Consider the following 14,971-nt stretch of genomic DNA (forward strand, 5'->3'; position numbering starts at 1 on the left):
AAACGAATACGTACTCTAAGACTTTATTTGCACTAAATCGTAATCGGCCATACCAGGTACTATTGCCTGTAAGCGAGATTCGGTTACATCGAGTGCATTTAAACATTCGCAATACTCAGAAGCCTTAAGCTCTAATTGATGTGCCTTTTTTTGTAGTGATTTATCAATTTCTCTTGAGATAATATCCATGCGTTGCCCCATGTCGTTAATGCGATCTTCTATATTACCTTCACGCGATTTAAACGCATCGCCAAGTGATACCAAAATAGCACCTAACGATCCATGAACAGCAGAGTGAATTTGCTGGCTGATCTCTTTAGTAAAAAAATCATCTATTTGCGAAAGTGATTGAGGGGCTATAAAAAAGAAGTCATCTCCGCGCTTAAACTTATCCATTAGCGCGCGCTCTACATACTGCAATTGTGTTTTAAGTACTTCAGGTTCTTTGTCTGACATACCTTCAACTACGTGTTCAATAGCGCTTAAACCTAAGTTAACACCATCTGTAGCCAGATTTACTAATTCGGGGACTGTGTGGCGAATACCATTACTAAACTGTTCGAGTACTTTGCTTTCGTCATCGCTTAAATCAACCCAATAACCGCGAATAAATAGTTGGTTATTGTTATTAATTTGTACACGAGTCTGGCCTTTATCTAATATGCGAATCGCATCGTCAGTAATAATTAAACCATGACGTAATTCAACATCGCATTGGGCTTGAGCAAAGACACTGCTGCTTGAGAGCGCTATGGACAACGCCAATATCGAACGAGATAGAAACGCCATAAACACCTCAAAAAGACTAAAATGGAAGGCGAGTAGGTTAACAAAAAAACAACTTTATGCAAGGGAAAATAAACCTATCAACTATCCCACACAATAGCTGTATAGAGCGCAGCTTGAGTTTTTAGCTACGGTGATGTTGAGAAAAATAGATAGCACAACAAAGGACTTAGTATAAAGCTAAAGAGGTAGGGTTAGCTTACATTTAAATAAGAGCACGTGGTTTTTAAAATGAAGTTTAAAAAGATACAGCTATTTAGTTAATTAAGCTTTTAATAGCCGACTCCAAATTTACTCTGGAGTCAGCTTAGAAGGCTAGCGGTTAAAAGCCAAAATCTCTAGTGTGAAACTACTATTAATCGAATTGCATCAAGTTGTAACTGCGTTTTTTCAATATACGTAGTTAGGTCGTTGCGTTGCTTATCGTAGAAGGTAATTTCTTCTTGGCGAATATTCGGGTTAATCTGCTTAAGGGCTACCAGTCGCTCTTGCTCTTCACTGAGTGACGTTTGCATTTTAACAAGCGACGCTGCACGAATAACTTCAAGTTTTTCTTGTGCCATATCTTTAGCGGTAGTAATCATTGGGTGAACAGCACTTTGCAATGCGCCCGCAAGTTTACTTGCTGTTTGGCGGCCAACGGCAGATAACTGCTGATTGAAGCCTTCAAATGCCACATTCTCACCTAAATTATTACCTGCTTTATCAAGCAATATACGAATTGGTGTAGGCGGTAAAAAGCGACCAACCTGTAATACTTTTGGTGCCATTGCTTCTGCAACAAAAATAAGCTCAACAAAAAAGGTACCAGGCGGTAACTTTTTGTTTTTAAGCAATGCAACAGATGCGCTACCAAAGTCGTCGTCACAAATCATATCCATGGTGCCTTGCACCATTGGGTGATCCCAACTAACAAAGTGCACGTCTTCTTGCGAAAGCGCCGTGTCACGATCAAAGGTAACGGTCATACCGTCTTCTTTAAGCGATGGGAATGATGGGTTTAACATATGCTCAGTTGGCTTTAAGATAATGGTATTTTCGCCTTTATCTTCTTGGCTTACGCCAAATGTGTCGAACACGTTGATCATGTAACTTGGTAGTTCAAACTGATTGTCGAGTTTTTCGATTTCAGCTACAAGTGAATCTGCAGCACCTTGACCTGATGAATGTAGCTCTAGTAAACGATCTCGTCCGCTTTCCATTTTTTTACGCAGTACTGCATTTTGCTGTGCTACTTGCTCAAGTAATGGATCTAGGTCGTCTTCATCGCAGTTATGCGCAGAAATATATTCAAGTAGATCATCACGGAACTCTTTATAAAGCATTTGCCCCGTTGTTGACGTAGATTCGAATGCATCTAGACCTTCGTTATACCAACGTAGCAGTACTTCTTGAGCGGTGTTTTCAAAATATGGCACATGAATGTTCACATCTTGTGTTTGGCCTATACGGTCTAATCGACCAATACGTTGTTCGAGCAAATCTGGGTTTAGTGGTAAATCAAACAACACTAAGTGATGCGAGAACTGGAAGTTACGACCTTCCGAGCCAATTTCTGAACACAGTAATATTTGTGCATTATCGTACTCGTCTGCAAAAAATGCAGCAGCGCGGTCACGCTCAATAATCGACATGCCTTCGTGAAATACCGACGCTTTAATTGCTTCACGTTCACGCAGTATTTGCTCAAGGCTGATAGCTGTTTCAGCTTTAGCACATATAAGCAGTACTTTTTCTCGCTTAAGTGTTTTAAGGGTGTCGATTAACCAATCTACACGTGGATCGAATAAACCCCAGCTTGCGCTTTCGCCTTCAAATTCTTGAAATATTTTTTCAGGAAACAGAGCACGGTGTGCACTTAGTTCAGGGTTTTGAATGCCGCCCATGTTACCAAGAACCGACATAGCCGTTTTATACTGCTTTGGCAGTGCCATTGGGTAGGCGTGTAATTTACGACTAGGGTAGCCATCAATGCCGCTGCGGCTGTTTCGAAATAATATGCGACCCGTGCCGTGGCGATCGAGCAGCATGTTAAGTATTTCTTTACGTGCTGGTAAATCACCTTGCTGTGCTTTTTCAAGAATATCAGTAATATCGGTTTCTTTTAATAGCTCAATTAGTGTGGCTTTGGCTGTGTCGTCTAGCCCTTGCTCTTGCAGTAATTGATTTGCAGCTTCAGCAACGTCTTTATAATTTGCTTCTTCTTCTTTAAACACGTCGTAGTCGTAAAAACGGTCAGGATCGAGTAACTGTAAACGTGCAAAGTGGCTGCTGTGACCAAGTTGATCAGGCGTTGCGGTAAGTAAAATAAGGCCAGGAATATCTTGGCTAAGCTCTGCCATACGTTGGTACTCTGAGCTTGGCTTGCCGTTATTTATACTTAGGTGATGGGCTTCATCTATAACTAGTAAGTCCCAATCAGCAAGTGTTGCTTGTTCAAACCAGCGTTTTTTCTTGGTTAAAAACTCAAGACTGGTAAGTACCAATTGCTCTGTATCAAACACGTTTGGTGAATCTGCAAACGCTTCGTCGCAGCGTTCTTCATCAAAAATAGAAAAATGTAAGTTAAAGCGGCGTAGCATTTCTACTAACCATTGGTGCTGTAGATTTTCTGGTACAACAATAAGTACGCGGCTCGCACGACCACTAATAATTTGTTGGTGTAAAATCATGCCTGCTTCAATTGTTTTACCAAGGCCTACTTCATCTGATAAAAGTACGCGTGGTGCAAAACGTTTACCCACTTCTTGGGCAATATAAAGCTGGTGCGGAATAAGATTAGCACGTTGACCAATTAAGCCTTTAATAGGCGATTGTTCACGTTCAAATTTATGTAACCACGTTTGGTAGCGAAGTGTATAGCGATCAAAACGATCGACTTGGCCCGCAAATAAACGATCTTGTGGTTTATTAAACTTAATAAAATGATCTAAAAAGGTTTCTTTAAGTTTGGCAGTTTCGCCGTTATCAACACGGGTGCCGTGATAACACAGTAACTCACCTTGTACTTCAATAGACTCTACTTCTAATTCCCATTCTTCAACGCTTTTGATCACATCGCCAGGATTAAATGCCACACGGGTAACAGGTGCTTCTGCCGAAGAATAAACACGGCTCTCACCACTGGCAGGAAATAATATGCTGACCTGACGGCCTTCAATGGCAACAACGGTGCCTAATCCTAAATCTGACTCTGTATCACTGATCCAACGCTGACCTAAGGAAAAATTCATGTATGTCTCGTCTATGATGAAAAAGGCGGCTATGTTACCTGTAAGCTAACACCACTGCAAGGCGCTATTTGGCTCACTTTTAATTAATTTTGTAAGTGTTAATTATTACTATTAAAACAACTTGTTTATGACTCTTTTTTAGGTAAATCAAAACTAATTACAGTTTGTAATAAAACGGACTTTTATGACAAATAGACTAAACTTACATTATGCCTTGGCAATTAAGTATTGCAGGTTTAAGTTTTGCCCGTTTTACTTAGTTATTTTGGTATAGCATAAAAATCATAAAACGTAAGGAAAGTGCTATGGAAAAAGCTTCGAACCTTGAAAGTAAAATGTATGTGCTAGATACCAACGTACTACTTCACGAACCCCTCGCTTATTTGTCTTTTCAAGAACATGACGTTGTAATTCCGATGACAGTGCTTGAAGAGCTTGACCACATAAAAGACAGAAAACACGACGTAAGCCGCGATGCGCGCGTCGCTATTCGTGGATTAGATGAAGTACTTAAAAATGCAACGCCCGAACAAATGCTACAAGGCGTGGCGCTGCCGAGTAACAAAAAGGCAAAAGCGAGCTCTGCCGGTACCCTCATTATTGTAAACGACCATTTATTTGCCGACTCCATTTCTGGTTTGCCTGGTAACGAAAACGACCATCGTATTATCAATTGCGCCGTGTACTTACAAAAGCAGCACAGTGATTCAAAAGTAATACTTGTTACAAAAGATATAAACATGCGTTTAAAAGCCAAAGGCGCCGGGCTTAAATATGTTGAGGATTATCGTACCGACCAACTTATTGACGATATAAGCCTACTCACTAGTGGTTATAAAAAAATTGAAGGGGATTTTTGGGATCATGTAGGGGAGTGTAATACGCAGCAGCACGGACGCGATACGTTTCATCATGTGCCTAAAAACTTAATACCAGATGTATTTTGTAATGAATATTTACTTGATGGAGGGGAGCAGTTTGCGGCGCGCGTTAAATCGTACGATGACGAGCACATAACGCTCAAAGATATTGGTGTTGAGCGTTTAATGCATCAACAAGCATGGGGCGTTAAGCCCAAAAATATTTATCAAGGGATGGCATTAGATGCATTACTGGATACAGGTATTGAACTTGTTATTTTAACAGGACCAGCAGGGTGTGGTAAAACCTTGTTAGCACTTGCCAGCGCCCTTGAAATGGTAATCGAAAAAGGTATTTACGATAAAGTAATAGTCACCCGTAATACCCCTGAAATAGCAGAGTCCATTGGTTTTTTACCAGGCACGGAGGAGGAAAAAATGGCGCCATGGCTTGCAGCTATCACTGATACGCTGGAGTTATTGCACAAAGGCGACGAAAATCCAATATCGAGTCGAAATTACATAATGGAGAAGGCTAATGTACAGTTTAAATCGGTTAACTTTATGCGCGGGCGTAGCATTCAAAATGCAGTGGTAATTTTAGATGAGAGCCAAAATTTAACGGCATCTCAGCTCAAAACGATTATTACTCGCTGCGGCGAAGGTACTAAATTAATTTGTACAGGTAACTTGGCGCAAATAGATAGTAACTATTTAACGCCAGTAACATCGGGCTTGACGTACATAGTAGAGCGCTTTAAAAACTTTGAAGGCAGCGCAACAATAAACCTCAACGGTGTTGTGCGTAGTCGCTTAGCGTCATTTGCAGAAGAAAATTTATAACTTGCGCTTAACAAATTGGCTCGATAGTCTATCGATTGATTTTCGAGCCAAATGGCAGGCAGTACATTGAATTTTTTACCTCTGAAGCATTATTATCGTTCATTATTTATTGCGCTGTTAGTGCCATTGATTGTCGCTTTTTTACTGTGCTTGCACTTATATAATATAAAGCTTGAGCGGACGGTTGAAAAACGCCAAGCTGATTTTACAAATGTTTCAGCACAGGTTACTCACGGGATGGACTCGGTGAGTAATCTACTTACCACCATGTTTAACTTATACGAGCAAGTGACTTATCCCAAAATAAATCAAGATTTGCTCGAAGGCATAAATCAATATGATGGTTACTATTATCGTCATTTTATTGATCAAAGTACGGAAATTGTAGGTAAAGGTGAGTTTGCGTTATCTGCTAAGGCATTAATGCAGTGGCAGCAGGCTATTAAATTAGGGCCTTCGTTTAATACAACGCTTGCGTTAATGCAGTCGTTATCTGCTGTAGCATATGTTGATGATAATGGTTTTGCTTATGTAAGCAGGCACAACAAAAGCCAAAGTTTAATGCTTACTGAAATTTTAAATGGAAAATTTAAGCCAAAATTTGCGCAAAACAAACTTACTTCAAGCCCTATTGTTAAAGTGAATGACAATTCGTATTTTGCTATTGGTCGACAACGAAGCACTGGCTCAGCCGATTACATTATTTTAATTTATGATGTTCAAGCAATTTCTGGGTGGTTAAAAAAGGTGTCACCGAACAGTGGTGAATACGTTTTTATGAACCAATCGCATCAAATTATCGCCAGCTCTAAACAGATAATAGAGCAAGCGACTGCGTTAAAAAATTATTGGCCAGACTTGGCCGAGCATCAGAGTCAAAAAACAGTATTAACTAGTGATAGTAATTACTTTATGCAGCCTATGGATGAGTTACCTATTCACGCGGCATTTTACGAGCACAAACCCCAATTAATAAGTTCAATTAAGTATGAGATATTACTAGAGTTTGCATTTTTAACGCTATTTTTAAGTATTATGTTTGGCGTGTTTTTTTGGTTAAGTCAGCGCATTTTTATAAAGCCGATGACTCACTTAATGTCATACCTTGAGAGTAACGGTACACAACCCCAAGAGCAGCTAAATTACAAAGTACCATTGAGCTGGCAACCTTGGTTTTCTAAAGTGAAGCGTGTATTTAATAAAAACAAACAGTTAGTTGATTCATTACAAAGTGCAAATAAAGCTCTGGACGACCAAGTTCAGCTGCAATCAGAAAAACTAAGCCGCAGTTACGAAGCGAAAGAGCGCCACTTAGCTTTACTCAACACTATGCTAAACAGTGTGCCAGATCTTATTTACTTTAAAAACATTGATGGATCATTCTTAGGATGCAATAAAGCATTTGAGGCGTATATCGGTAAAGATCAAACTGCATTAGTTGGTAAATATGTAGATGATTTAGGTGACAATGATCAGCAAATAAATGCGCTTGAAAAACAAGTATTACAAAATAGAAATAGTGTTGAACAGCGAATAGAAACCGATACAAAATCGTATCAACTTACTATTGCACCTTTTTATAACGAGCACCAACACCTGTTAGGAACCATGGGCATTGGCCGCGATATTACCGAGCAGCAACAAACATTATTGGCCTTAAAATCATCTGAATCTAAATTTAGAAGTGCAATTGAATTTGCGGCTAACTGCGTGGTTTTACTCTCGCTTGAACACACCATATTACAAGTAAATAAAGCAGCGAGAAAGCAGTTTTCTGATCAGCCAGTACTAGTTGGGGAGCAGTTAAAAGCATTATTTGATGACTCCCAATGGCAGCAAATAAAAAGCACTTTAGCGCAATTGCTAGATGACAAAAAACGCGTATATCATTTAACGCTTGCTCAAGGGGGCTTAACAAGCTGGTTGCAACTAAGTGTATCGCTTGTCTGGGATGAAAACCGCGATCCAGCTTATTATGTTATACACATTCAGGATGTGAGTGCATTAACTAAATCAAAACTAGATGCCGAACGAGCAACCCTAGCTAAAAGCCGCTTTATAGCCAATTTAAGTCATGAAATACGCACCCCTTTGAACGCTGTTTTAGGGTTGCTTGATATGTTAATTGAGCAAGGCTTAACGCAAAAGCAATTACAACAAACGGATCAAGCTAAGCATGCAGCACAAAGCTTGTTATTAATGCTTAATAGAATGCTTGATTTTGCACGTATTGAAGGTTCGCAAACCGATTTAAAACAAGCGTCTTTTAGCATGGTTGAGCTAGTAGATATTTGTGAAAGCTTAACGGCTCCATTGTGCGAAGGAAAAGGTATTGAATTTTTTATTGATATTGACCCGCTAATAGCACCTGATTTGATATGCGACAGTATACGTTTGCAGCAAATATTAGGTAACTTATTAACTAATGCCGTTAAGTTTACAAAAACAGGTTCCATTACTTTAAAAATGGAACTTATTGAAAGCGATAGCCTAGAGCAACAGCATATTTGCTTTAAAGTAATTGATACTGGCATGGGTATAGATGAAGCCGATCAAAGTCGCTTATTCGACGCTTTTACTCAAGGTGATGAATCTTCAACCCGCATACACCAAGGGGTTGGGCTAGGTTTAGCTATTGTTAAACATGCAGTATCGTTAATGGGTGGGGAGATTGCTTTAAAGAGTAAAAAAGGCCACGGCAGCGAATTTTATTTCAGTATTAGCTTTTTAGTTGATACCACTAAAAACACAGTGTTACCGACTAATACATTGGCTATTTTATCTGATCAAAGTAAAGAGCTTAAGCAGGTGACAAATGCATATAACGAACTTGCTAATATTAATTTAGATGAAGTACTAAAATACCCAATTAAGCTCTCTAATACTCAAAAAATAATAATTGATGCAGCTGACTTACCTGCACTTTTAAATGTTGAAGCGATTAATGATTCGTTATCAGCTAAAGAAACATCGGTAATTATTATTAATCATCAGCACACACTTAATTTACCGACAAGCGAGCACTTAGCTGCGCATCACGTTAAAGCATCGGCATTAGGGCAAAGGCTATTTAGTTTGAACTCTCAGCAAAAGCCTATAGTTAATACAAGTGCCGCAGTTCACAGTGCAACTGAAAGTAAAGCTGATATATCGGGTCTACTTGTATTAGCAATTGATGATAATCAGCTTAACTTAGAAATAATTAGCAGTGTTCTGCGCCAAGCAAACGTAAATGTTGTTACGGCTTTAAGCGCATCAATTGGCATGGAATTATTGCAAGTTTTAAAGCCTGACTTAATATTGATGGATGTGCAAATGCCGAAAATAGATGGTTGTCAAGCAACCGCTTTGATTCGTCAACAGTTTGACGCAAAGCAACTGCCTATTTTTGCTTTAACGGCTCATTGTGAACCTGCTGATGTAGAACGTTCTTTAAAGTGCGGCATGAATAAACATTTAACTAAACCGGTTGTTGCTAAAGTACTTATTGATGCAATTGCTGATTTAAACTTAGTTAAACCAAGCTTTTTTGAAAAATCATTTGCTTTAACGCAGTTTAGTATGGATGAAAAGCTACTTAATACAATGATTGATAAGTTTGCTAGCTTGTGTGAAACCCAGTTATCGCAACTAGAAGAAACAACCAATAAGGATGATTTGGTACGTTTAGTGCATAGTATCAAGGGTGTAGCAGGTAATTTAGGTTTTAGACGATTATCACATTGTGCTTTATTGTGTGAAAGAACGCTTAAAACAACTAATAAGCCTATTGAGATTACACTACAAGAGCTTATCATACAGCTAGAACAGGTAATTGTTTTTATAAAAGGGCTAGGGGTTAGGGATGTCGAAAAGAGCTAAAGTACTTATTGTGGATGATGATCCAATCAATAGATTAGTACTTGAAAAAACACTCAAAGCAGAACATGACGTGTTCTTAGTTGAAAGTGGCGAAAAAGCACTGACCTTTGTAAAAACAGCGCAAGTTGATTTAATAATCCTTGATGTAATTATGCCTGGACTTGACGGCTATCAAGTACTTGTGGAGCTTAAAGAAAACCCAATAACTCAGTCTATTCCTATTATATTTATATCAGCCAATCGTAGCCATGATGATGAAGCAAAGGGCTTAGAGCTCGGTGCAATGGACTACATAACCAAGCCATTTAGTCCTTCTATTGTTCGCGTTAGAGTGCGCAACCAACTCCTCATAAAGCAAAAAAATGATTTGCTAGAAATGCTAGCTTCGATAGATGGCTTAACTGAAATACCAAATAGACGCTACCTTGATGAAAACTTATCTCGAGAATGGCGCCGCAGCAAGCGAAGTGGAACACCGCTATCGGTGTTACTTATGGATATAGACCACTTTAAACGTTACAACGATTGCTACGGACACCGTGCTGGCGATGAGTGTTTAAAGAATGTTGCGCAAGCACTTGCGGCTCAATGTGAACGTGGCAGTGACTTTATTGCTCGTTATGGCGGAGAAGAATTTGCTGCTGTGCTACCAGGAATTGATAAGCATGAAGCTATGGAGTTTGCTAATAAATTACGCAATGCTGTAAATGCTTTGAATATAGAACATAAAGCTTCATTAAATGCAGACCACATCACTATAAGTATAGGTATTGCCACTACACAAAGTGGTAAAGTATATGCTGAGCAAGCATTATTAGAAGAGGCCGATTTAGGCTTATATGCCGCTAAAGACGCAGGACGAGATAGAATAGTCGCACGCTAAAAACTTAATATACAAAAAACGCCAATATTCATATATTGGCGTTTTTGTATCAAACATTTTTTATTGGTTACTGCGTGATCATACCTAAAGCGGTGTCACCAATGCCCACTAACTTATCATTTTTAAATACTAGTGGCGTACATTCATCTTTTGTTGTTTTTGAATCTGAATGCTTGCTATGCGTTACATAAAAAAGTACTTGGTATACATCGTCATCTTTTTTTAATAGCTCAGTGAAATTAGGCGTTTTTAATTGCGTTAAAACAGACTGGTAGCTGCTATCCATTTTTAGCTCTGATATCACTTCACGATTATTTTTATGCTGTGCTTGCCAGCTTGATGAGTTTTTCCCTGCCCAATGAGTCTCAGCTTCGCCATCTGACACGGCAATAACACAGCCTGTTAAAAATGGAGCGATTAAAGCGGCTGCTAAAAGTGATTTTTTCATTTTTATTTACCTTAATAAGATTTTTAATTGGTTATTAACTGTATTAAAGCAAAGAGTAGACCATATTGATAAGTTGTTATGAATCAGTTTGTTAAGTGAGTTAAGCTGTTTTTATCTAATAAAATATTAAATATATTAGTAAAAACAGCCATTTTTTAGCTTATTTGATTACTACAATAAAATGGCTAAACCAAGCGGTTGCGTGATTCACCTTTAGTAAATGCAGCAATATTTAAACTTACTTCATTAATTAGACGCACAATAGATTCAGTACTTGCCCATGCAATATGTGGAGTAAGCAATAAGTTATTGCCTGTGTAACTAGCAAGTGGGTTTGAAGCTTCAGCAGGTTCTTTAGTGAGTACATCAACGCCCGCACCGGCAATTAGGTTTTGCTCAAGCGCTGTTGCTAAGTCGGCTTCGTTAATAATACCACCACGTGCCGTATTAATAATTATAGCGCTTGGCTTCATCATTTTAAGCTCATTAAGTGCAATTAAATCACGTGTTTCATCTGTAAGCGGGCAGTGTATGCTGATTATATCGGCTGTTTTAATGACGTCTTCAAAAGGCGTACGACCATCACGACATTTAACCCCTTTACGCTCTGCAACAATGACATTAGCGCCAAATGCCTCAGCCACTTTAGCAATGCCTTTGCCTAGTGTACCGCCGCCTATAATGGCAAATGTTTTACCCTGTAAGTCGTTAAAGCTGTAATCAAGAATACAAAACATTTCACTTTTTTGCCACGCGCCCTGCTGGCAATCTGCCTGATAGCGGTGGGTGTTACCCAGTAAGTTAGTAATTAAAGAAAATGTATGTTGAACAACAGAAGGTGTTGAGTAGCCAGCTACATTAGTGACGGCAATACCAAATTCTTTAGCGGCTTCTAAATCAACATTATTAGTACCGGTTGCACTTACGCAAATTAATTTCAGCTGTGTTAGCTGACTAATCGTATCGCGACTCAAAACTGCTTTATTAGTGATTAATACATCAGCGCCTTGGCAATGCTCAATAACTTGCTCTGGGCTGGTAAGTTCATAAGTCGTTAATTTACCAAGTTGTTCTATACACGAAAGAGATGTTTTAGCTAACGTTGCGTTATCAAGAATAGTAATGTTCATTATGAGCCCTAAAATAAGTGGATCTGAAAGAGTTAAAATCGTAAAAAAGAGGCTTACGATCCATCAAAAATCTAAAATATGGGCTTAAGGTACTACGAAAAAAAGGCTTTGTTAATGGTATTACTACCAAATGATTAGAGGGCTATGTAGTCACGGCAAGATCATTATAAATTGAACTTATAGAGCAAGTAGTGATCAGATCAAGGCATAATAATTACTTGGTCGCATAAATATGAGCACTACTTTTCTGAAACATTTTAATTAAATTACAGATCCTCGCATTGAACGTTGTAAAAAGCATGAACTTATCGATATTCTTCTCCTTGCTATTAGCGCTGTGCTCTCTGGTGCAGAAGGATGGGAAGATATTGAAGACTTTGGGCACCTAAAACTTGATTGGTTAAAAAAATACGGCACGTTCAACGCAGGAATTCCAAAACATGACACGATTGCGCGCGTCATGTGTCGGTTAAAAGCAAATGAAATAGAAAGGGCATTTCAATCTTGGATATCATCACTGATTGAAACCACAGGTGCAGATATCATCGCTATTGATGGCAAAACCGCACGGCGTTCATTTACCACAAAAGACAGAAAAAGTGCCTTACACACGGTCAGTGCATGGAGTTGCCAACACCAGTTAGTGCTTGGACAGACGGCTGTTGATAATAAAACAAATGAAATCACCGCGATACCAGAATTACTCACCCTGCTCGATATTGAAAACAGTATCATTACGTTAGATGCGATGGGATGCCAACAAGAAATAGCAAAACAAATCATCCAACAAAAAGCAGATTATATTCTTGCACTTAAAGGTAATCATTCAGGCATGCAAAAGGAACTAGAAGCGTGGTGGCACAAGTGCGAGCGTGAAAGGTTAACTAAGCATAATTGTGATGAACATACCGAAATAAGCTCAGGACATGGGCGTGTTGAAACACGTACATGCCAGCAGTTACTTATAGATAAAAGCTGGCTAGGCAAGGATTATCGTTGGCCTGGCTTAACGAGTATTATTAAGGTCAGGGCTGAAGTTCATGATAAGTCGGCAGGGTCGGATACCACTGAAACACGCTGGTATATAAGTTCATTAGACTTAAATGCAGCGCAAGCACTCAATGCGGTACGCAGTCACTGGCAGGTTGAAAGCATGCATTGGATGCTTGATATGAACTTCAGAGAAGATGAATCGAGAATACGCAAACTTCAAGGGCCATTAATGTTTAATGTAATGCGAAAGATAGCCATGGCACTTTTTAAACAAGATACATCTAAGTCAGCTAGTATGGCGAGGAAAAAGAAAATGGCAGGGCTAGACGATGATTACCGCTCAACCCTGTTAGAGTCTGGGATTAAAATGCGCTAGCCGTGGCTATGTAGTAGTGGTCTGCCCACTAGCAGATTGAGAACATGGTATTTTGCTAGACTGATCAGTTTTTTTGCACTTATAAGCAAGCCTGTGGTCATAGAAGGTAATTAAACTCGGCTTTAAAGCAAGTTGCTAAAATAAAAAATCGTTTTTTTGGTTATTTCGCATTTTAGATTGGCTGAGTTATAATCGGATATAGACATAAACGGTGCGCTTTAGCGTGCCGTTTTTTAACATTGTAGATGTAGTAATGAGTGAATTAGAAGATAAATACGCAGATATACGCCCATACAACGACGACGAAGTTGCGGCGTCGCTTACACGTTTGATTAACGATGATGCGTTTATTGATGTAATAGCAAAGTATAATTTACCGCGCTTTTTATCGGCAGTGCCTTTTATTGCACGTCCAATGGTAAGAAGTCAGTTACGCAAAAAATGGGGCAAAGTAAGCACCGTTGAAGATGTGCAAAATGAAGTGGCGCAATACTTAGATAAACTAGTGAAGCGAACCACATCAAAAGTTACCTTTTCTGGGCTAGATCAGTTAGACGCTAATCAGGCCTATTTATTTATTTCAAACCACAGAGACATAGTGCTTGATCCTGCATTAGTTAATTGGGGTTTATATCAGCATAAAATGAAAACAGTGCGTATTGCTATTGGCGATAATTTATTGCAAATACCTTACATTACTGAGCTTATGCGTTTAAATAAAAGTTTCATTGTTAAGCGCTCTGCTAAAGCACCAAAAGAAATGTTAAAAGCATTAACCCAGTTATCGTCATATATCTATGACTCTTTAATCGGTGGAAATTCTATTTGGATTGCACAAAAAGAAGGACGTGCAAAAGACGGTTTTGATCAAACAGATCCTGCCCTTTTAAAAATGTTGCAATTAAATGGACGTAAACAAAAGAAAGAATTTGGCGATTATATTAAAGAGTTAAAAATAGTGCCTGTTTCTATTTCTTATCAATATGAACCGTGTGCAATTGCTAAGGCTAAAGAGCTTTATCATAAACAGCATCATGGTGAGTACGTTAAATCGGCTGGTGAAGATATTGCGAGCATTGTTGAAGGCTTTAGTACTGCGAAAGGGCATGTGCATTTAGCATTTGGGCAACCAATTGAATCTAAATGTGATAGTGCTGAAGAGCTTGCTAAAACGATTGATAGGCAAATTGTTGATTCGTTTTATTTACACCCAGGCAATTACATTGCTGGTGGCTGTAAAGAGGCGGTAATAGACTCTCCAGATACAGCGACGTTTGAACAGCGTTTAGCCTGTGTACCAGAAGAGTTAAAACCGTTAGTGCTGGCCATGTACGCTAAGCCATTTCACCGTAAAACAGAGATAAATACCAATAGCTGTGAGTATTAATAATCCCAGCTCAACAAAACTAAGCAGCAATTAAATTGCTGCTTTTTTTTTGTTTGCCCAGCGAAGCTGGCAAACCCGATAGGCTGAAAGATGCCTTATCACCCTGACTAAGGGGAAGATAATCTGAATGGCAAGGGCGTCACTGGCCAACGGTGGGGTCTGAAGGAAGCC

At 39.0% G+C, this 14,971-nt stretch carries 9 protein-coding genes; 5 read left to right on the forward strand and 4 right to left on the reverse strand.

Annotated features, from left to right (window positions below; genetic code table 11):
• Positions 1–15: 15 nt before the first annotated feature.
• On the reverse strand, positions 16–789 hold the full coding sequence (locus H4J63_RS01635) for a YggN family protein (protein WP_149593885.1): 774 nt from the start codon (positions 787–789) through the stop codon (positions 16–18).
• A gap of 335 nt (positions 790–1,124) precedes the next feature.
• Positions 1,125–4,019, reverse strand: coding sequence for an RNA polymerase-associated protein RapA (gene rapA, locus H4J63_RS01640; protein WP_182194034.1), 2,895 nt, complete (start codon positions 4,017–4,019; stop codon positions 1,125–1,127).
• A 305-nt stretch (positions 4,020–4,324) separates the two neighbouring features.
• On the opposite strand from rapA, the gene H4J63_RS01645 reads away from it, so the two are divergent.
• The 3 genes from H4J63_RS01645 to H4J63_RS01655 are packed head-to-tail and all read left to right on the forward strand — an operon-like array spanning position 4,325 to position 10,466.
• Positions 4,325–5,722 (forward strand): PhoH family protein, encoded by a 1,398-nt coding sequence (locus H4J63_RS01645; RefSeq protein WP_182194037.1) that lies wholly within the window; start codon positions 4,325–4,327, stop codon positions 5,720–5,722.
• A 51-nt stretch (positions 5,723–5,773) separates the two neighbouring features.
• Positions 5,774–9,583: a PAS domain-containing hybrid sensor histidine kinase/response regulator gene (locus tag H4J63_RS01650; protein WP_182194039.1), complete on the forward strand. Its 3,810-nt coding sequence runs from the start codon at positions 5,774–5,776 to the stop codon at positions 9,581–9,583.
• Positions 9,567–10,466, forward strand: a complete 900-nt coding sequence (locus tag H4J63_RS01655; RefSeq protein ID WP_182194042.1) for a diguanylate cyclase — start codon at positions 9,567–9,569, stop codon at positions 10,464–10,466. Before H4J63_RS01650 ends, H4J63_RS01655 begins: the two co-directional genes overlap by 17 nt.
• A gap of 67 nt (positions 10,467–10,533) precedes the next feature.
• Here the strand turns inward: H4J63_RS01655 and H4J63_RS01660 are convergent, their stop codons facing one another.
• Together H4J63_RS01660 and H4J63_RS01665 are read right to left on the reverse strand one after the other, a co-directional pair.
• Positions 10,534–10,914, reverse strand: coding sequence for a DUF3192 domain-containing protein (locus H4J63_RS01660; protein WP_024596200.1), 381 nt, complete (start codon positions 10,912–10,914; stop codon positions 10,534–10,536).
• A gap of 185 nt (positions 10,915–11,099) precedes the next feature.
• Complete coding sequence (locus H4J63_RS01665; protein ID WP_182194045.1) at positions 11,100–12,044, reverse strand: D-2-hydroxyacid dehydrogenase; 945 nt, start codon at positions 12,042–12,044, stop codon at positions 11,100–11,102.
• 265 nt (positions 12,045–12,309) lie between these two features.
• On the opposite strand from H4J63_RS01665, the gene H4J63_RS01670 reads away from it, so the two are divergent.
• Together H4J63_RS01670 and H4J63_RS01675 are read left to right on the forward strand one after the other, a co-directional pair.
• Positions 12,310–13,413, forward strand: coding sequence for an ISAs1 family transposase (locus H4J63_RS01670; RefSeq protein ID WP_310734659.1), 1,104 nt, complete (start codon positions 12,310–12,312; stop codon positions 13,411–13,413).
• Between the two features lie 253 nt (positions 13,414–13,666).
• Positions 13,667–14,800, forward strand: a complete 1,134-nt coding sequence (locus H4J63_RS01675) for a 1-acyl-sn-glycerol-3-phosphate acyltransferase (protein ID WP_182194057.1) — start codon at positions 13,667–13,669, stop codon at positions 14,798–14,800.
• Positions 14,801–14,971: the final 171 nt, after the last annotated feature.

Origin of the sequence: Pseudoalteromonas sp. 5Ae-yellow (assembly GCF_014077565.1) — a bacterium.
In the GTDB taxonomy this organism is placed as follows: Bacteria; Pseudomonadota; Gammaproteobacteria; order Enterobacterales; family Alteromonadaceae; genus Pseudoalteromonas.

What these genes read in the sequence shown, in the direction of transcription:
- H4J63_RS01645 (WP_182194037.1), top strand. Translation starts at nt 4,325, where the DNA reads ATGGAAAAAGCTTCGAACCTTGAAAGTAAAATGTATGTGCTAGATACC.
- H4J63_RS01650 (WP_182194039.1), top strand. Translation starts at nt 5,774, where the DNA reads ATGGCAGGCAGTACATTGAATTTTTTACCTCTGAAGCATTATTATCGT.
- H4J63_RS01675 (WP_182194057.1), top strand. Translation starts at nt 13,667, where the DNA reads ATGAGTGAATTAGAAGATAAATACGCAGATATACGCCCATACAACGAC.
- H4J63_RS01660 (WP_024596200.1), bottom strand. Translation starts at nt 10,914, where the DNA reads ATGAAAAAATCACTTTTAGCAGCCGCTTTAATCGCTCCATTTTTAACA.
- H4J63_RS01655 (WP_182194042.1), top strand. Translation starts at nt 9,567, where the DNA reads ATGTCGAAAAGAGCTAAAGTACTTATTGTGGATGATGATCCAATCAAT.
- rapA (WP_182194034.1), bottom strand. Translation starts at nt 4,019, where the DNA reads ATGAATTTTTCCTTAGGTCAGCGTTGGATCAGTGATACAGAGTCAGAT.
- H4J63_RS01665 (WP_182194045.1), bottom strand. Translation starts at nt 12,044, where the DNA reads ATGAACATTACTATTCTTGATAACGCAACGTTAGCTAAAACATCTCTT.
- H4J63_RS01635 (WP_149593885.1), bottom strand. Translation starts at nt 789, where the DNA reads ATGGCGTTTCTATCTCGTTCGATATTGGCGTTGTCCATAGCGCTCTCA.